We start from the raw sequence: 20,373 nt of genomic DNA on the forward strand, positions 1-20,373 counted from the left end.
AGGGGGCGTTGTACGTGACGCGGCCCGGGTGCATCCGTTCCAGCGCCCAGAGGCGACGCTGCATCAGCGACAGCGGGGCGTGGTCTTGCGCGGTATCCGCGCGGTGCACGATCGGCTCCGCGGCCGGCGTGCTGCCGCTGGCCACCTGCGAGCCGATGGCGGCTGCCAGTTGCTCGATCGTCGGGGCATCGAACAGCGTGCGGAACGAAAGGGTGATGCCGAACTCGCGGTTCAGCCGCGCGGTGAGCTGCGCCGCCAGCAGAGAGTGGCCGCCCAGCGCGAAGAAATCATCGCGAACGTCGAGGTCGGGCAGGCACAGCACCGCTTCCATCGCGGCGGCCACGCGGCGTTCGTCATCGTTGCGCGGGGCGATGCGTTCACCAGCTTCCGCGAGGGAATGCGCCATGGGCGCCGGCAGCGCCTTGCGGTCGGTCTTGCCGTTGGGCAGCAGCGGGATCGCATCGAGCAGCATGATGTGCTGCGGCACCATGTAGTCCGGCAGGCGGGCGCGCAGGCGGCCACGCAGCATGTCCTCGTCCAGCGCCGTGCCGTCCTTGCCTACGACGTAGGCGACCAGGCGCACATCGCCCGGGCGGTCTTCGCGCGCGATCACCACCGCGCGCGCTACTTCGGCGATATCGGTGAGCACGCATTCGATCTCGCCCGGCTCGATGCGGTAGCCGCGCACCTTCACCTGGAAGTCCAAACGGCCCAGGTGCTCGAGCATGCCGTTGGCCAGCCAGCGGCCACGGTCGCCGGTCTTGTACATGCGCGAATCGGGGGTCTCCGACCATGGGTCGGCGAGGAAGCGCTCGGCCGTCAGGTCGGGGCGCTCCAGGTAACCCAGGGTGACGCCCGCCCCGCCGATATGGATCTCACCCGGTACGCCGAGCGGGCAGTGCTGGCCCTGCTCATCCAGGATGTGCACGGTGGTGTTCGCGATCGGGCGGCCGATGTAGATGCCTTCGCGCGGATCGGAAACCCGCCAGTAGGTGGAATACACCGTGGTCTCGGTGGGGCCGTAGCCGTTCCACACCTCGCCGCAGCGATCCAGCAGCGCCTCGGCCAGGTCGACCGGCAGCGGCTCGCCGCCGGAGACCGAACGGAACGCCGGGCGGCCATGCCAGCCGGCATCTACCAGCAGGCGCCAGCCGGCCGGGGTGGCCTGCATCATGGTGGCATCGCATTCTTCGATCAGGCGGCGCAACTGCGCGCCATCGCGCACGTCATCGCGGCCCGCGACCACGATCTCGGCGCCGCTGGTGAGCGGCAGCATCAGCTCCATGAACGCGATGTCGAACGAAAGCGTCGTCACCGCGACCAGGCGGTCATCCGGTGCGATGCCCGGCACGCGCTGCATGCTGGTGAGGAAGTTGGCGGCGGAGCGGTGCGGCACGCGCACGCCCTTCGGCCGGCCGGTGGAGCCGGAGGTGAAGATCACGTAGGCGACGGAATCAGGCGTGGCGGCCTTGCGGTTGCGCTCCGGCCGATCGACGGACGCGAGCTTCACTTCATCGCTGTTGAGCGCGAGCACGCGCTCCGCATCGAAGGCGAAGGACAGCGGCGTGTCGTCATCGACGACCAGCGCGGCCAGCGCGGCATCCTCGGCCATGAAGGCGAGGCGGTCGGCAGGGAAGGCGGGATCGAGCGGCACGTAACCGGCGCCGGACTTCATCACGCCGAGGACGGCGGCCACCATGTCCAGGCCACGGGCGAGCGAGATGCCGACGAGCGCGCCATGGCCGATGCCACGTTCGCGCAGGCTGTTGGCAATGCGGTTGGCACGCGATTCCAGCGCGGCGTAGCTGAGCGAGCGGTCGCCATAACGTACGGCGGCGCGCTCGGGCGCGCGATCGACCTGCTGCTCGAAGAACTCGTGGGCCAGGCGCAGTTCCGGGAACGGCGTGGGCGCCGGCTGCAACGCGGCCAGTTCGCGATACACCGCATCGGAGACCAGCGGCAGCTTCGCCACCGCTTCCGTGGGTTCACGGCCTGCTTCGCGCAGCAGGGTGGCATAGGCATCGAGCCAGCCCTGGATCGTGGCGCCCTCGAACAGGTCGGCGTTGTACTGGCACTCCAGGCGCAGCGCGCCATCGACCTGCACGGCGTTGATGAAGAGTTCGAAGTTCTCGTATTCGCGCGGGACCGCATCGACGCTGAAGCGCAGGCCCGGGAAGGTCACCGTGCTTTCGTCGAGCACGGCATCGAGGTTGAACAGCACGCTGACCAGCGGCAAGCGCGACGGGTCGCGCGCCATGGACAGCTTGGGGAGGAGGCTGCCCAGCGTGTAGCGCTGGTGTTCGAACGCATCGAGCAGGTCGTTGCGCACGGTGCCGAGCGTGCTGCCGAAGCTGGCGGCATCATCGATGCGCGCGCGCAGGGGCAGCACGTTGACGGCGTGGCCGACCAGCGTATCCAGGCCTTCGGCGGCCTGGCCCGCGGTGGGGATGCCGATGACGACATCGTCCTGGCCCGCCACGCGGCGCAGCAGCAGGGCGAAACCGGTGAGCAGGGTGGCATACAGGCTGGCGCCGTGGGATGCACCGAGGCGCTTGATGGCGGCGACCTCGGTGGCATCCAGCGTGCGGTCTTCGCGCCGTGAGGTGAACGTACGGCGGCGCGGACGCGAGCGGTCGGTGGGGAGGTCCAGTGCTGGTGCCGTGCCGGCAAAGCGGGCCAGCCAGTACTGTTCGTCTTCCCGTGCCGTTCCCGTACCAGCGTGCGTGGCCTCGGCCAACGCGAAGTTCGAGAACGCGTGCGCGGGGGCCGGGCCGGGGCCCTGGCCGGTGCGCTGCGCGTAAAGCATGGCGAGGTCGCGGACGATCACGCCGAACGACCAGCCGTCGCACACGATGTGGTGCGCGGCGATGGTCAGGATGTGGCGATCCGCGGTGAGCCGGAAGAGCTCGGCGCGGACCAGCGGGCCGTGTTCCAGGTCGAACGGCGTCGTGACGATCCGTGAGTAGGCCGCCATCAGCCGCGCATCGCTTTCGAACGGAGCCAGCAGGCTCAGGTCGTGCGATGCGACCGGCAGGTTGACGTGCTCGGCGACGAACAGGCTTTCACCATCGCCGCTGAAGGTCGAGCGCAGCGCCTCATGGCGATCCACGATCGCCTGCAGCGCCCACTCGAGGGCCGGCACGTCGAGCAAGCCCCTGAGGCTGATCGCTACCGCTTCGTTGTACGCCAGCGAGGCTTCCGGCTCCAGCCGGGATGCCAGCCACACCTCGCGTTGCGGTTCCGTTGTCGGCACGAGGCGCGCGACGGGCGCGCCGGCGAACGGGTCATAGTCGACCGCTGTGGCGGCGGCCAGCTCGTTGGGCGTCATGCGGTAACCCTCAGGTACTTGCCCGGCGCATCCGGGTTGGGAACGAACCAGGCGGGCTGGCCATCCGGATCCTTGCCCAGCCTGGCGCCCGGCATGGGCGGCTGGTCCGGATCGAAGCTGGCTACTTCGCGCTGGCGCGGCAGGAATTCCGCTTCCTGCATTTCAAGGATCGATTCGCGGAACGCGCTCGCGATGGCGGCGAAATCTTCCTCGCGATGCGCAGTGGTGAAGAAGCAGGGGAAGTTGTCCAGGATGTGGATGCCGCGGCTGCGCATCATCGCGAACAGCAGGTCCTGCAGCGGGTGGTCTTCGGTGAACGTGGTCTTCCACACCGAGGCGAAGTGCACCACCTTGATCGGGGCGCCGACGCTCGCGCAGAAGGCGTTCATCTCGTCCGCCATGGCGGTCACCTTGCTGTTCAGCGTGGCCTGGAGTTCCGGGCCGTTCGCCGTCAGGTGGGTGAGCACCGCGTGCGCCGCGGCCAGGGCCAGCGGGTGGCGCACGAAAGTGCCGGCGAAGTAGGTGACGCCGACCGTCGGCACCGAGGCATCCCCGAAGCGCCAGTCGCCGCCATCCAGCGCATCCATGAAGCGCCGCTTGCCAGCGATGACGCCAATCGGGAAGCCTCCGCCGACGACCTTGCCGTATGAGGCCATGTCCGCGTCGATGCCGAGCACGTGCTGGGCGCCGCGCGGGTGGGAACGGAAACCGGTGACCACTTCGTCGAAGATGAGCAGCGAGCCGGCTTCCTCGGTGATCGCGCGCAGCTCCTGCAGGAACTCCACCGGCTGGAAATCCGGGCGGCGGCTCTGCACGGGTTCGACCAGCACCGCGGCGATTTCATGCGCACGCTCGCGGATGATCTGCAGCGATTCGGGCGTGCCGTAGTCGAGCACCAGCACGTGTTCGGAGGTGTTGCGCAGGATGCCCGGCGCGGCCGGCACGGACTTCAGCTTCTTCGTTCCGCGCACGATCACTTCATCGAAGATGCCGTGGTACGAGCCAGTGAAGATCACCAGGGTGTCGCGGCCGGTGACGGTGCGGGCGACGCGCACGCAGCCCATCACCGCTTCGGAGCCGGTGTTGCACAGCGCAGCGCGGTCGAAGCCGGTAAGTTCGCAGACCTGCTTCGCCACGGTGCCCGCGAGCGGATGCTGCGGGCCGATCTCGTAGCCGGCATCCAGCTGCTCGCGTACGGCATCGAGCACGAAGTCGGGCTGCCAGCCGAACAGGTTCATGCCGAAGCCGTTCAACGCATCGACGTATTCGTTGCCATCCAGGTCCCACACCTTCGGGCCCTTAGAGCGTTCCACCACGATCTGGTAGATGATTTCCTTGAGCAGCGGGCGGAAGCCGTTGACCACGCGCGGGTCGGCCAGGTGGGCGCGGTGTTCGGTGGTGTAGGCCTTGGAGGCCTTGGTGCGCTCGATGTAGCGGCGCATGAAGGCATCCAGGCGGGCGCGCTGGCGGTTGCTGAGGTCGGTGCCGCCGGAGTGGATGCGGGCGATGGCGCCGAAGGCCTTTTTGACGTCGTAGGTGGTGTGGGCCAGTGCGGCTTCTTCGGCGTCACCGCTGGCGTTGGCCGCCAGCTGCGCCGACGGATCGCGCGCAAGACGCGCTCCCACAGGGGTTCCAGGTGTCCCAGGGGTGCCATGGGCCTCGGGCGCAGCGGCTGTCGTGGGAGCGCCGCTTGCGCGCGATCCGCCGGCCTCACCGGCGGCCAGCGGAGCGGTGTAGCCGCCCCCCTGCGCCGGAGCAGAGATCACCGCCGGGGCGGCAGCGCCCGACAGCAACGCCAGCTGGTCCCGCATGATCTGCATCTGCTGCGCGATCACGTCCTGGATCAACCCACCACCGGCCGCGATAGGCGCGACCGGTGCCGCCGCCATGGCCGGTGCGGCGACAGGCGCCGGCGCGGCCACGGGTGCCGCCGGCGCGGTATCCGCCGGCAGGAGACGATCGATATGCGCCGCGAGGCGCTCGAACGAGGAACAGCCATCCATCAGTTCGCGGAAGGTGATCTTCAGCGCGTAGGTCTTCTGCAGCTGCAAGGCCACCTGGGTGAGTGACAGCGAATCAAGGCCAAGTTCAACGAAGTTGGCGCCCGGGTCGATGTCCTCGAGCTCCGTGCCCGATACATCCTCGAACAAGGCAACCAGTTCAGTCACAAGACGCTGCGGACGGGCGGAAGCGGCGGGCATCGGCATGGCCTCCAGGGCCTGGAGCAAAGTAGACAAAGGTTCAACGTGCTCGGATTCATACAACCGCGAATTCTCAGCAAGCGGCGCCACAGGCGTAGGAGCCCACCCTGTGGGCGACGCCGTTCGCGCCACGCTCTCAGCTTGCAGCGGCAACCCAGCCGCAATAGCAGTAACGGAAGCCGCGGGCCGCGCCTCCACCCAATGCCGCTTCCGTTCAAACGCATACGTCGGCAAGCGCACGCGGCGGCGGTTGGCGCGGTGGTCGCACGCATCCACATCGACAGGAACGCCGGCGGCCCAGAGCGCACCCGCGGCATCCAGCAGCGCGGCACGTTCCTCACCCGCGTTGTCGCCCAGCGAGGCGATGAACGTGCGCCCACGCGCCTGCGCGTGTTGCCGGCCCAGCTGGGTCAGGGCGCTGCGCGGGCCCACCTCGACGAACGCATGCGTCGCCTCGTCCAGCGCATGCAGCAGCGCGGGGGAGAAGCGGACGGTGTCGCGCAGGTGGCGGGTCCAGTAAGCCGCGGAGGTGGCATCGGCGTCGCTCAACGGCGCGCCCGTGGCGGTGGAGATGATCGGGAGTTGCGGCGCATGCAGCGCCATGCCGTCGACTTCGGCGCGGAACGCATCCAGCACCGGATCCATCATCGTCGAGTGGAACGCGTGCGAGGTGTGCAGCAGGCGGCAGGCGATGCCTTCGTGCTCCAGCGCGATCCGGAACGCGTCGACATCGGCATGCGTGCCTGAAACCACCGTGGCATTCGGTGCGTTCTCGGCTGCGAGAGACAAAGCACCCGGGAGTCGCGCCCGCAGTTCGGCGGCCCCCAGGCGAACGGAAAGCATGGCACCCGAGGGCAGCGCCTGCATGAGGCGGCCGCGGCGGGCGACGAGGCGGGCGGCGTCGCCGAGCGACATCACGCCGGCCAGGACCGCGGCGGTGAATTCGCCCACGCTGTGGCCGATCATGGCCACCGGCTGCACGCCCAGGCTCATCCAGCGGCGGGCCAGCGCGTACTCGAGCGCAAAGGTTGCCGGCTGGGTGAGGGCGGTCGCCTTCAGTGCATCGGCATCGTCATCGAACATGCGCTCGCGCAGGTCGAAGCCGAGCTCGTCGCGCAACGCGCAGGCGACCTCGTCGATCGCCGCGCGGAACAGTGGCTCGGTGGCATGGAGTTCGCGGCCCATGCCCGCGTACTGCGAGCCCTGGCCGGGGAACAGGAACACGACGCCAGGCGCCGGGTTGCTGCTGGTGTGGCAGATGGCCGCCGCGGCGATATCGCGCAGCCGGGCTTCGGCATCCGTGGCCGACACCGCGACGACATGCGTGCGCTGGCCAAAGGCATTGCGACCCTTCGCGAGGTTAAACGCGGTATCGGCCAGGTTGCCGTCCGGATGCATGGCGAGGTGGTCGGCGAGCCGTGCCGCGGCGGCGGCCAGCGCGGCCGGGGTGCGGGCGGAAATCGTGAGTAGCTGGGGACCCGTGGCGACATCCGAGGGCGTGCGCGCCGGGGCTTCCTCGAGGATCACGTGGGCATTGGTGCCGCCCACGCCGAACGAGCTTACGCCAGCGAGCAGCGGGCCGGCGCTCTGCCACGGCCGCAGCGTGTCGTTCACCACGAAGGGCGACTGGGCGAGGTTCAGCCGCGGGTTCGGCGCCGTGTAGTGCAGCGACGGCGGCAGGCGGCGTTCGCTCATTGCCAGCGCGGTCTTGATGACGCCGGCCGCGCCGGCGGCCATCACCAGGTGGCCGACGTTGCTCTTCAGCGAACCGATCGCGCAGAACGCGTTGTCGGCGGTGGTCTGGCGGAAGGCCTGGGTGAGGCCCTCGATTTCGATCGGATCGCCCAGCGGCGTGGCCGTGCCGTGGGCTTCCACGTACGAGATGTCACGCGCCTGCACGCCGGCGTTATCCAGCGCCATGGTGATCACGGCGGCCTGGCCGGCGGCGTTCGGTGCGGTGAAGCTGGCCTTCACCGCGCCATCGTTGTTGATCGCCGCGCCGCGGATCGTCGCGTAGATCGGGTCGCCATCGCGCAGCGCATCGGAGAGCCGCTTGAGCAGGACCACGGCGGCGCCATCGCTGAAGACCGTGCCCTGCGCGTTCAGGTCGAACGTGCGGGTGTGGCCGTCCGGCGAGAGCATCGAGCCTTCCTGCGCGATGTAACCGCTGTTCGGCGGGCAGGCGATGGATGCTCCGCCGGCCAGCGCCATGTCGCAGCGGCCCGCGCGCAGCGCGTCAAAGGCCTGGGCGATCGCCACCAGCGAGGTGGAGCACGCCGTGTTGACGCTGATCGCCGGGCCGGTGAGATTGAGCTTGTGTGCCACGCGGGTGGCGACGTAGTCCTTCTCGTTGCCCAGCATGACCTGGAAGGCACCGAGCTTCTCGATCAGGTCGGGACGGCCGCTGATGTGCTTCTGGTAGTAGGTGGCGTTGTGCATGCCGCCGAACACGCCAACCGGCGCGTCCTGGCCATCGGGTACATAGCCGGCGCGCTCCATGCACTCCCAGCACAGCTCCATGAACAGGCGCTGCTGCGGGTCGGTCAGTTCGGCCTCGCGCGGGGACATGCCGAAGAACGGCGCGTCGAAATCACCGGCGTTGTCGACGATGCCGCGGGCGAACACATAACCCGGGTCCTCGCGATCGCTCGCCGGGACCGCGGGGTCGAGTTCCTCCGGCGAGAAGAAGCGGATCGACTCACGCCCTTCGCACAGGTTGTCCCAGAAGGTTTCCACATCCGGCGCGCCGGGGAAGCGGCCGGCCATGGCGATGATCGCCACCGGCTCTCCCCCCGCCGGCGCGCCACTCGCCAGGCGTCCCGCCAACGCCTGCCGGGTGGCGCGCCCCTCGATCGTGGCCGCCAGCGCAGCCGGTGTCGGCTCCGCGAAGAAGCCCACGAGGGTAGGGACGGCGGACAACTCCGCGTGGATGCGCGACATGGCGCGCGTCGCCAGCAGGGAGTTGCCGCCGAGGTCAAAGAAGTTGTCTTCGCGGCCGACGCGTTCCACGCCGAGGGTTTCCGCGAAGACGGTGCAAAGGGCAAGCTCGGTGGCACCACGCGCCGCCACATAAGGCGCCGCCAGCTCCGGCCGGGCACGATCCGGCGCAGGCAACGCCTTGCGATCCAGCTTGCCATTCACATTGATCGGCAGTGCCTCCATCCGCACCCACGCGGTAGGCACCATGTACTCAGGAAGGACGCGCGCGAGCGCATCCCTGTGGGAGCGCGCTTGCGCGCGATCGGTAGTGCCATCCACCTCGACGTAATAAGCCACCAACCGCTTATCCCCAGGCTGATCCTCCCGCGCAATCACCGCAGCGGCAGCAATCCCCGGCAACGCCCGCAACGCAAACTCAACTTCCCCGGTCTCAATCCGATACCCACGGATCTTCACCTGCCCATCGGCACGCCCGATAAAGGCAAGGTTCCCATCCGGAAGAAACCGCACGAGATCCCCCGTGCGATACAACGTCCCATGCTCCGAAGCGACAAACCGCTCCGCCGTCAGCTCCGGCCGGTTGAGATAACCACGCGCCACACCGGTTCCACCGATATAGAGCTCGCCAATCTCACCATCCGCCACCGGCTGCCGCTGCTCATCCCACACATGCAGCGACGTCTCGCCGATAGCTGCGCCAATGGGGATCGCGCCCTGGTCTTCCGGCAGTTCATGCGGAATGCGATAGGTCGTCGTAAACGTCGTGCACTCGGTGGGGCCGTAACCGTTCATCAGCGTGGTCGCCGGCAGCGCCGCGAGCGCCTTGCGCACGTGCGGCACCGAAAGCGCCTCACCACCGGTCAGGATGCAACGTAGCCCCGCGAGGTTGGAGGCATCGTCATCGACGATCGCGTTGAACAACGCAGCCGTAAGCCACGCTACCTCGGCGCCATGTGCCTTTACGGTCCGCGCGATGCCGCAGCCCGTCGGCACGCGCTGCTGGTAAATCACGCAGGTACCGCCATTCAACAGCGGCCCGAAAATCTCCAGCGTGGAAGCATCAAACCCAAGCGGCGCCGCATGCAAAACCCGCGGCGCCTCAAAATCAATGTAATCCGACTTACAAACCAGCCGAAGAATCGACTTATGCCGGATCTCAACGCCCTTGGGCGTCCCAGTCGACCCCGAGGTATACATTGCATACGCCAGATCATCCCCGGCGCCGTTGCCCTGGCTGTTGCCAATGCTGTTGTGGGAGCGCGCTTGCGCGCGATGGGACGAAGCCCCGCGCTCAAGTTCCCCAATCCCAAACACCGGAACCTCATCCGTAACAGCCGTGGTCGGCTCATCCGCCACCACCGCCGCCACATCCGCATCCCGCAAAGCAAACCCCACCCTCTCCGCCGGCCAACTAGCATCAATCGGCAGATAAGCCGCCCCAGCCTTCAAAACCCCCATAACCACAGACAGCGCCAACGCCGAACGCTCCATCAACAACGCGACATACGACCCTGGCTCAACCCCCGCCTGCCACAGCCCGGAAGCAATCGCATCACTCCGCGCATCCAGCTCCGCATAAGTCAGCGAAAGGTCGTCAGATGCAACAGCAAGCCGCTCCGGCCACGCCGCCACCACACGCGCAAACCGCGCCTGTACCGTCAGATCAAGGGATGCATCAAAGGGAAGCTCGTTGTTCATGCCCATACCCCGCGCCGGTGACCACCCGACGCAAGGGCATAGGCCGAAAGGCCGAGGACGCCCAGGGCAGCGCCAGCCTGGCTGGCCGCCGCCCCGATTCCGCTCCCCTGGTACCTTCCGCGCCCCACCATCCCGTCGGCTTTCATGCGATCCCCCGTGTACTCCGCAGGCCTCCAATAGCCTGCGCTCGCGGAATCATTTATAGCCCTGGCGCGAGGGGCGGCCTATACAACCAGCGCGCTAGCCGGGGGTAGGCGTTTGGCCGATAGTCGACGAGAAGGCCCCGTGGGTGCAGGGCCTTTGGTGTGCCGATTGGGCCTTTGCGAAGCATCGCCGGCGATTTCCCTCGAAGTCCTGCAAGCCATGGCGCGTGCGCGCCGCGACTGTGTAGGAGGAACGCTCAATTGAACTCGAGATTGTCTACCCCAAACCATCCGTCGGAAGTAATCAATTCGACCCGATCGAACGGCACCGCCGTAGAGAACGAGATCCACCTGCCGACCATGCCTTTGCCGGTGAGGGTAAAGGTTTCCCGCCCTACTTCGGCGAGATGCGAATAAGCTATCAACGTCAAGCTTTTGGGACTTCCCACGATATCGGCAATAGTCCCGAAAGCGATTCTCCGCGCGACGGTGTGCGGTGTGAAGACAACGTGGTGCCCGGCCAGATTAAGCGATAGGTAGATTCCGACGGCGTAGGGAGGAAGCTGCCTGAAAGCATCGAATTGCGATGGTCCGCGCAAGTTCGTGATACTCATCGATCGAACAGGCCAGGTTTCGCCTATCGCAATCTTCTTGCCGCTTTGCTGGTCCTCAAAGTCATCGGTTCTGGAAAACACGACGCCCACAGTGTAGACGCCGCTATTCTGCGGCGTCGCCGAGTCGCGCACTGTGATCCCGGCGGTCCCCGCTTTGACGGCCGTGACGGTGCCGCTGCTGTTGACGGTAGCGACGTCAGCGCTGCTCGAGGTGTATCTGTACGGAGGTTGCCCTCCGGTTGGTGTACGAGTGCCGGTCCCGCCGACCTCCAGCTTCATTTCGCTTTGATCCAGCACGAAGTCCGCCAGATTCTTGATGCGATACGGTTTGACCGGGAAAACAACCGCGTTATCTTTGATATCTGACTGATCGAACGTTACGGAAAACGCGATGGTAATGTCCGAACCGTCCTTCAGCGCTTTCAACCAGGCTTCGGATACGACCTTGTTGCAACCGTCCCTGAGCTCGCGCGCGATGACGGCGGCGCTGGTCCATAACGTCGTTGTCGTGGGCCGGCCATTGGTGTCTTCGCCGTTCACCGTGCACCAAACCTTTTGCCCCACAGCCATCGATGGCCAAGGGTCGACGTGGAGCGTGGCGGTGTTGCTCACGTCAAGCACATCGCCGACGAGCTCCTTAAAGGTCGGCGTGGGTAGACGGATGGGATCTCCCACCAGGAAGGCGGTTTTCTCGGACGTGCGCAAGGCGCCTGCCGGTGGCTGGACCTCATACGACACAACCGCGACCAGACCATCATTCTTCGCCGGCCAGCCATCAAACTGCACCGTGGCTTCCTCCCGCCCGAACAGGCGGGTCGTCCGGCGTTCGGTGGTCGAGCCGTTGGCGATCACGGTGACCAGCGCGTCCTTCTCACTGGCTTCGCCGATTGGCACGGTTACGTCCATTTCCGGTAGCGTCTGGGGCAGCACGCCGCCGACGCGGCCGGGGATGCGCGGGGCGGGGAGCAGTTCGGGGTCCGGCGGATCGACCACATCCTCGGCAAGCACGCGCACGGTGTGCGGCTCGGACTCGTAGACCTCGGTCCTGCCGCGGACCTCGATGGTATAGGTGAAGGTCACGCTGGCGTCGATCGCCGGGGCCAGGTCGGCGCGGGTCCAGTGGAAGGTCAGCGGCTTGTGGCCGTCGCCCTGGGCGATATCGCGGCTCTGGGTCTTCGAGGCCGCACCGCTCATGCGCAGGGTGACGCGCGCGTATTCCACCAGCGCGACGCTGTCGGGCACGGTGATGTCGACCACGTCGCCGGGGTTCTCGGGAAGGATGAGCTTGCCGTCCTTTTCCTGGGGCAGGCTGACCGCCGGCAGCTTCGATACCGGCCCCTCGATGACCTGGATCTGGCGCAGGTACGAAGCGACGGAGGTGCCGGGACGATCGTCGCGGGTGGTGGTGTAGCCGGCGAGCAGCGTGCCGCCGCCTAGGGGAGGCAGCACGTCGTCGGGTACCCGGACATCGAGGTAATAGTCGGTGGCTTGCCAGGTCTTCGGCGGCATGTCGCGCGCATCGCGTTTATGGTCGGCGTCGTAGCTGACGAGGTTGACGGTGACGTGCTCGCCGGCGACCCAACCCAGGTAACGCGGTACGCGCACGAGCAGTGTGCCCATGCCCGGATCCAGCGGGCCGGGCAGCTCGTGGCCGTTCGCATCGCAGAAGGCCGGCGCTTCCAGCTGCGGCTCCTTCGGCAGCCACATGTCCAGGTCGAGGTAAGGCGCGAAGCGCGAGCGGTTGCCGACCCGGTCGATGATCTCGTAGGTCACCGGTACGGCGGGCCCGGGCGTGATCCAGTTACGCAGTTCGGCGGTGCTGAGCTCGATCTCCTGCGGCCGCCCGACGACGATGGCCTTGCCGGGGGACGACCGGCCGGCGACGTACAGGCTGAGCGTGTCGTCCCGCTCCATGTTGTCCCAGGGCGGGATCGTGAAGGTGGCCAGGATGGCCGACTCATCGATGGGGTTCGGCGTGCACGTGGCCGGGCGCAGGTTCTCGTTGAGATTGGGCGTATCCGGTCGTGGATCGATACCGCCAGGACGCGCGCATTTGACGGTGATGTCGACGGCGTCGGAGTAAGGGGTAGCACCGGCGGTAATGAGCTCGTACCAGACCTGGTGGGTGCCATCGCCGGTGAAGCGATCGCTGCCAGGCACAGGATCGCCGGCGAGATCGCTGCCAGCGACGCGAATGAGCTGCGCGCCGGGCGTGCCACTGAAATTGAAGGTCTGCGAGAAGAACGTGCCCCAGTGCAGCACGATCTTGTCATCGGCCTGCTGGAAATCCCAGGCCGGGATGAGGATGTCGATCATCGCGAAGTCGCCGAGCAACTTGTCGCGACCGAGGCCGTTGTTATAGGTGTTTTGCACTTCAGGTGCGATGAGTGCCTGGATGCCGTTGCCGGTGGGTTGGTGGCCGGGGTAGGCAACGCCTGGCTGCAGGAGCGCGGCGCGGCGTGCACGCCTGCGCAGGTAAGCGGACGAGACGAAGGTGTCGGAGAGGAGCTGGGGTTTCATGGCCGGTCCTTGGTGATGGTGTCCTTGTGACTTCAGTGCGGCGCCCGCGACCTGCCTGGCCACGGGCGCCTCTTGCTCATGCTCCGGACGTCGCGGCCCCGCTCGAGAAGCGTCCATCGACCTTTACCGTCGCGACGTCAGAAGTGACAGGCGTGGTGTCGCCCGTCTTCTGTGTCACGGTGTATGTGGCATGGAGATGCACACGGGCCACCAGGCCGTCCGGGTTTCCGTAAATGTTGAACCAGCTCGCAGGGACGTTAAAGACGATCGGAGAATCGAGCCCCGCGCTGATCGTTTCGCGTCCACCATATTTCGCGGGGTCGTAAGGCACCTCGCCCGGCTGGTCGGTGTCACCGTAGTACAGCTCTACGTTGATAGCGATGGCGTCACTGGCATCACGGTTTTCATAGTTTGGAATGAGGAACCGCGTGCTGGAGTAGTGGTATGGCTTTTCGGGAATGAAACCCTGCGCGTTCTGGTCGGGGAACGAGCCGGCATCGAGGTGCCCGCGACCCGGTTGCGTATCCGTTCCGCGCACTACGATGGACTTGGTAGGGGAAAGGTTCCGGTTCGTCCCACCGTCCGCCAGTTCGTGTTCCACTTCGTACCAGACGGGAATGGAGTCACCACTGCCTTCGGCCTCGATCACGTCCCCACCCAACGGCACTTCCACCGGATCGGCATCGTCGCCGAACCCGGTGACGACGAAGCGGATGGGCGGTTGGGTGCCGTAGTAGACCAGCAGCGTGTCACCTTCCTCGAACGCATCGCCTTGTGGCGGATACGTATCGTCGGTCACCTTCTCAATCAGGATCGTAGCGTCGTCGCCGAAATCATCGACCGGAATTTCATCCAGCATGCCCGACGCCGAGCGCACGGTCGGGGCCTGCAGCCGCTGGTTGACGGGATCCAGCGGGTCGGGATCAATCGCCTTGGCGTAGAGGTTCAATTCCACGGCGTGAGGTGGCGATGTCCCCAGGCTGGCACTTCCGCGGTACACCGTGTATGTCACGTCTGCGGCGACACGGCTATCGTTGCCAGACGAGCCGGCGAGCCAAACCGCAAGACTGCCTGGGTAAGGGAAAGGAATATTCGTTACCTCGCCTGTGGGGCCCACGGGCACGAGGCCCGCGCTTTCGCCGTCCAGCGATACGACTAGTTGGTCCCCGGAGACGAATTCATCGTTCCACGGTACGGCGATGACAAAGCCCACGCCGCCTGTGCCTCGCGCGTCGGCCTCATCGATGAGCGGATCCGTCGGGTCATCGTCATAGGCAGGGACGGCAGGAGGCTGGAGCGTCGCAATGCCGCGCAACTGGAGCGCCACGGTGACCGGCAGCGAGGGCCGCGACAGGTTTCCCGCGCGGTCTTCGAGCTGATAGGTGAAGCTGGCTTGGGGCGTGTCGCCCACTCTGTCCAGGAATGCTTCCGAGATCTGCACTTCGATATGGTCGCCGATGACATTCGCTTTGCCGACGCGGCTATCTTCCTCGCCGTTACAGAAGATGTGCACCAGGTCGTCTTCCGCGCGGCCGCTGTAGCTGGGCACTTCGGCCCACAGGTAGAGCCGGCCTGTTCCGTCGTCGCGCAGCTTGGCGCGGGTGATGCCGGTGCCCTCGATGTCATCCGCGGGATCGAAGAGCAGCGCTGCCAGTACGCCGGCGTTCCCCGGGGGAGTGAAGTCGAACTGGATCGGAATGGGCGCGCTGTAGTCGCCCGCGCCGCCGGCGCCCTCGTAATGGACCATCAGGGTATAGAAGCCCTCGTTATGTGGGCCGGGCAAGCTTCCGATATAAGGCGGCACGTCGCTGTCCCCGACAACAATTCGGTCGAACTCGGTGCCCTGGAACAGAAAGGTAATGACGTCGCCCGAGAAGGCGCTGCCAAAGCCGCCCCAGAGGATATCGATCGGTTTGTCCCTGTACGACGAAAGGATCAGGTTGTCGGGTTCGCCGGAGCTGGGCGGAGTGGCCAACGCATTGGGATCGATGGTAGGCGGCTCGATGACGAGCGGAGCCGCCTGCGCCTGGGCTGTCGCGGGCGTTGAATAGGCGAACGTTCGAAGCAGGCTCCGGTTCTTTCCGTCGAGCCTGACGTTGTAAGTCGCGGCTCGCGCTGTGACCGCTCGCGCTACGCGCCGGCGTGCCTTGCTTTTGGTGGGGGGGCGGGTGGACGTGCGAGCGCGCGGCCCGCGGGCTTTCGTGGCCATGGGGTGCCTCCATGCGTGGGTTTGGCAGGTCGATATCGCCCGGGCCGGGTGGCCGCTTCCTTTGAGGGCTGCGATCCGTACGCGCACATCCTGTGCTCCAGCGCGTCCTTGCTTCCATGCCGTCCGTTAGCTCATGCCAGGCGGCCCGGGGATACCGAGGGCCCGACTATAGGCCAATGAAAAATAAAGAGAATATGCACTTCGTTGTAGGCGCGAGCGTCCGGAATCGGACACCCGTTTCGTTATGATTTCGTGGGCGCGAGAGCAAATGGCGCAGTAGCGCCATTCCTGCTGTCTGGATTCGAAACGCGCTGTCCGATTTCGATAACGGGCGCTAGCGGATCGCCATGATCCAGAGCGCGGCGCCTTGCACAGGTGCCGCTGTCCAATGCACCTGGTAGGTTCCTGCAGCGTCTACCTGTCTCCACGCGACGGCGCCTTGCACGCCACTCTCGTCCGGTAACTGCAGGAAGCTATCGATCAGTGTGAATCCATCCCCTGGCGTGGCGGTCATCTGCTTGACCCCGCCGCCGCCCCACCAGAACGCCAAGAGCGTCGCGGGGCCATCGACGGTGATGGACTTGCTGGCGACCACCAGGGCGGGGTCGGCGTAGCTATGCGCGAAAGCCTGCACGCGGCTTGCGCCGCGAACCTCTACGAAAGGTACGGAGATTTCGCCTTTGGGCTCGCCCGGCTTCGCGATACTCAGGGCATGCCCGTTGCCGCCCCTGGCATCCACGGCGACGTATGCCCTGACGTCGAAACGATCACCGTAGTCGGCATAGACCTCGGTACCGCCGAGCCCCTTCCAGCGATTCTGGTAGGTGTCCTCCGGAGCGCCCTGGTTACTCGCATAGCCGGCATTGAACGCCACCAGGACGCTCCCGGACGGCGCCGTATCCATCGCTGGCGTCACCGCCGGGTTGGTGCCGAGGCCTTCGCCCTGGCCAAGGAACACGTGCGCGCCCAGGCTGGGGCCGGCGGCCATGGCCAGGGGTGTGCTCAGGGCGACGAAGAAAAAGCCAAAAGCTTGCAGGCGCTTGCGCACGGCACTCCTCCAAAAGTTGTACTTGTCACGATCCATGCACTGCGCCACGCTCCGCAGTGCGGTGCGCTGGGCATGGAGACCACGGCGCACCAACCCGGGGAGCCTGGCATGCTGGCTGACGAAACCGACTTCATCGACCTGTACGGCAAGCTCCGGCTCGAGCCGGATTGCTCGCTCGCGGAATTCAAGCAGGCATACCGCCGGCACGTCTCCGCGTGGCACCCCGACCGCCGCAGCCGCGGCGAACGCGCCGATGCGCTCGCCGCACGGCGCCTGCAAAGACTGATGGCGCAATACTCCGCCGCGATGGATTTCCACCGCCAGCACGGCCGCCTCCCCGGCGCCCCCCCTCCCAAACCCGCCAGCTCTTGTGGGAGCGCGCGTGCGCGCGCTAGCGGGGGGTCACAGGCGAACGTCGCGGTTAACAGGGGTGCGGCATCTGTTGAGTCTTCTGCTTCGCCTATCGCGCGCAAGCGCGCTCCCACATCAGAAAGGCGGTGGTTGCTTGTGGCGGGGTTGGTGGTCGTGGGCCTGGGCGTATGGGCGCTCGTGCCGGATCCGGATCGGGTGGATCCTTCCGTCGAGGGCGTGCCGGAGGTGGTGGCAGACGTGGTGGCGCCGGCGGCGGATGCCGCGAGCCTGGCCATCGGCATGAAGGATAACGAGGTCACGGCTATCGAGGGCGAGCCAACGCTGCGTAGCGCGGATCGCTGGGAATATGGTCCTTCCTGGGTGCGGTTCGAAGGCGGTAGCGTCGTCGACTGGTACAGCTCGCCGCTGCGGACGCGGCACGTCCGCTCATCCCACGCACCGCGCTGAGGCTCAGCGCGCCCCACGGCCAAAGATCACCACTTCGACGGTCTCGATCAGGATCACCAGGTCGAGGAACAGGCTGTGGTTCTTCACGTAGAACAGGTCGTACTTGAGCTTCTCGGCGGCATCCTCTTCCGAGGCCCCATACGAGTAGCAGAGCTGCGCCCAGCCGGCGAGGCCCGGCTTGATGCTGTGGCGCAGGCCGTAATAGCGGATCTTGCCTTCCAGGTCCGACACGAACTGCGGACGCTCCGGGCGTGGGCCCACGATGCTCATGTCGCCGCGTAGCACGTTCCACAGCTGCGGCAGCTCATCGAAGCGCAGCTTGCGGCAGATCTTGCCCACGCGGGTCACGCGATCGTCGTTGGCCTTGGCCCAGCGCGCGACGCCATCCATCTCGGCATCGGTGCGCATGCTGCGGAACTTGTACAGCCAGAACGTACGGCCGTGTTCGCCCACGCGCTCCTGGCGGTAGAAGATCGGCTGGCCGCGCCCCGATTCCACCCGGATGGCCAGCGCCACGCCGAGCATCAGCGGCCAGCAGAGCAGGGCGATCGCGCAGGCGGCGAGGATGTCGAAGGTTCGCTTGGCGAACAGGGCGAACGGGGTGGCGTTGAATCCTCCAGAGAAGACCAGCCATGACGGATCGAGCATCGTCAGCTGCACGCGGCCGGCTTCGCGCTCGACGAAGGTGGTGAGGTCGGTGATCTGCACGCCCAGCTGGCGGCAGGCGAGCAGGTCGTCCATCGGCAGCGAGCCGCGGCGGTCGTCCACGCCTACGACGATTTCACTGATCCGTTCGCGCCGCGCCAGTTCGGCGAGCGGGACATCGCGCGGCATCAGCAGCGGCTCCGGCACGCGCGCGGTATCGCTCGGGCCCGGTACGTAGCCGACGAGGAAAAATCCGCGGCGGTCGGAACGGCGGCGCATGCGCGTGTGGATCTGCGCGGCGCGCTCGCCGGCACCGAGGATGAGCACGCGACGCTTCAGTGCGTCCATCTCCACGAGGCGCATGAACAGACCACGGAAGGCGGCCGTCACGAGGAAGCCGAACACCAGCGCCATGCCCAGCACGCCACGGCCGACGTAGGCCTGCGGGATCACGTAATAGCCGACGATCAGCGCCAGGCCACCAAGGACGAAGGCAATGGCGTGGCGGGCTAGCTGCCCGCGCCAGCTCATGCGCAGGTTGCCGCGGTACTCGCCGAGTGCGGCCATGCCCAGGAAGATCACCACGGCGAACATCACCGCACGTGCGATGACCGTGTTGCTTGATGCCTGCAGGTCCTCGGGCGAGGGGGCGAAGCGGATCCAGGTCGCGAGGTTCAGCGAGAGCGCCAGCAGGAGCAGCTCCACCACGCCGAGCAGCGTCAGCCAGCGAACGATCGGCTGTCGGAAAAGACGGAACATCAGCAACCCCCTTGGTACACGCAGCGTCTGCGTGCTGATGCGCTGAAGGCTAGGCGCGGCCCACGGGCGTGTCGATTGCACTTGTGGTTTGCGCGACGGCTAGGCCGAATGGATGTAACACGCGTGTATCAGTGCGCGCGAGTTTTCCGGGCACGGCAACGCCTCGCAGCGAGGTGCTGCGAGGCGTGTATCACGGGGTTTACGGGATCAACCCAGGCCGCTGCCTTCGTACGCAGCCAACAGCACGCGCAGGTGGTCGGCCAGGCGCAGGCTGAGCGCGATCAGGGTGAAGGTGGGGAACGCCCAGCCACTGGTGGGAAACACCGAACTGCCGGCGACATGCAGGTTATGCATGCCGTGCACGGTACCGTCGGTATCGACGACACCGGTGGCCGGGTCAGCCGACATGCGCGTCGTGCCCATGTGGTGCGCCGTGCCGAAGACTTCCGGCTCGGCCGAGGCATCGGTAGCCCAGTGGGCGGCTTCGAACGTGCCCCCGCAGGCGTCCGCCAGCGGCTTGCCGGACCGTGAGGTAAGCGTGCGATAGGTGTAGCGGTCAAGCTCGGTGAGCCGCCAGTCGATGTTGACCCGGCGCAGGCCCAGGGCATCGCGGGTGTTGCCGAGCGTGACACGTGAATCGCGGTTCGGTGCCTGCTCGAAGAAGCCGACGAGTTCGACACGCTCACTTCTCACCGTGGGCTTGTCGGCGGCTTTCTGGGCGACGGCACGGATGACGTCACCGATGTGCAGGCCGAGGCTCACCGCGCTGAGCGCGAGGTTCGGCGGCACTGCTACCGCTGCCGCCGTGGGGCCGTTGCTCATGGCGGCGGAGAGGCGCGCCTCCAGCAACGTCGCTTCGTCGCGGCTCGGCGGGCGCAGGGCCGCGCGGACATTGCGCAACGCCCGGATGCCCTTGGGCAGGGCGCCTTCCACGGCAAAGGGGTGGACGCGGCCGTTGAGAACACGGTGGTGGCGCTGAGCCGCGTTCGCCAGGCCGATCTCGGCTGAGACGGGCAGGCGGACCTTGCCGATGGCGCGCTCGTAGGGCCGGGTTAGCCGATCGGGGGTTTCTGAGCGGACGCTGCCGATCGTGCCGCGCGGGTGGTCCATGAAATAGCGCCCGACCAGGTCGCGGTCGTTGCCGAGGCCGCACGGTGCGACGCTGTCGGAGAGCAGGAGAAGACGTGCGTTCTCGATGCCGCCGGCGGCGAGGACGAAGTGCCGTGCGCTCACATGGCCGCGGCGCCCGGTGAGGGCCCCGAGCCTTGCACGCACCACGGCCGTCGCCGAGGCGTTGGCCTCGAGTTCCATCAGGTTGGCGTGCAGCAGCACGGTGATGTTCGGCGCGGCGCGCAGTTCATCGCGGTATGCCTCGCCAAACAGGATCGGGCTCCGCGCGAACAGCAGGTTTACCAGCGCTTCCGGATCGAGATCGAGCGGCTTGCGCTG

8 protein-coding genes are annotated in these 20,373 nt (G+C 66.7%); 1 reads left to right on the forward strand and 7 read right to left on the reverse strand.

What is annotated here, in order from left to right:
• From ACTHLF_RS07565 to ACTHLF_RS07585, 5 genes are all read right to left on the reverse strand, one after another.
• The coding region (locus tag ACTHLF_RS07565; protein ID WP_440326248.1) for a non-ribosomal peptide synthetase at positions 1–3,328 on the reverse strand (3,328 nt) is incomplete at its 3' end.
• A complete protein-coding gene (locus ACTHLF_RS07570) occupies positions 3,325–10,173 on the reverse strand; it encodes an amino acid adenylation domain-containing protein (RefSeq protein ID WP_440326250.1) in 6,849 nt (2,282 codons plus the stop codon). The genes ACTHLF_RS07570 and ACTHLF_RS07565, both read right to left, overlap by 4 nt.
• 394 nt (positions 10,174–10,567) lie before the next feature.
• A complete protein-coding gene (locus ACTHLF_RS07575; RefSeq protein ID WP_440326252.1) occupies positions 10,568–13,444 on the reverse strand; it encodes an Ig-like domain-containing protein in 2,877 nt (958 codons plus the stop codon).
• A gap of 76 nt (positions 13,445–13,520) precedes the next feature.
• Positions 13,521–15,653, reverse strand: coding sequence for a hypothetical protein (locus ACTHLF_RS07580; protein ID WP_440326253.1), 2,133 nt, complete (start codon positions 15,651–15,653; stop codon positions 13,521–13,523).
• 334 nt (positions 15,654–15,987) lie between these two features.
• Entirely contained in the window at positions 15,988–17,028 is a 1,041-nt protein-coding gene (locus ACTHLF_RS07585) for a hypothetical protein (protein WP_440326255.1), read from the reverse strand.
• A 180-nt stretch (positions 17,029–17,208) separates the two neighbouring features.
• Here ACTHLF_RS07585 and ACTHLF_RS07590 point away from each other — a divergent pair, with 180 nt between their 5' ends.
• On the forward strand, positions 17,209–17,520 hold the full coding sequence (locus ACTHLF_RS07590; RefSeq protein ID WP_440326257.1) for a hypothetical protein: 312 nt from the start codon (positions 17,209–17,211) through the stop codon (positions 17,518–17,520).
• A 3-nt stretch (positions 17,521–17,523) separates the two neighbouring features.
• Here ACTHLF_RS07590 and ACTHLF_RS07595 read toward each other — a convergent pair whose 3' ends face one another.
• Entirely contained in the window at positions 17,524–18,924 is a 1,401-nt protein-coding gene (locus ACTHLF_RS07595) for a TIGR03013 family XrtA/PEP-CTERM system glycosyltransferase (protein WP_440326259.1), read from the reverse strand.
• A gap of 207 nt (positions 18,925–19,131) precedes the next feature.
• On the reverse strand, positions 19,132–20,373 hold a 1,242-nt coding region (locus tag ACTHLF_RS07600), incomplete at its 5' end, for a GMC family oxidoreductase (RefSeq protein ID WP_440326261.1).

This window comes from Luteibacter sp., assembly GCF_051958795.1.
In the GTDB taxonomy this organism is placed as follows: Bacteria; Pseudomonadota; Gammaproteobacteria; order Xanthomonadales; family Rhodanobacteraceae; genus Luteibacter.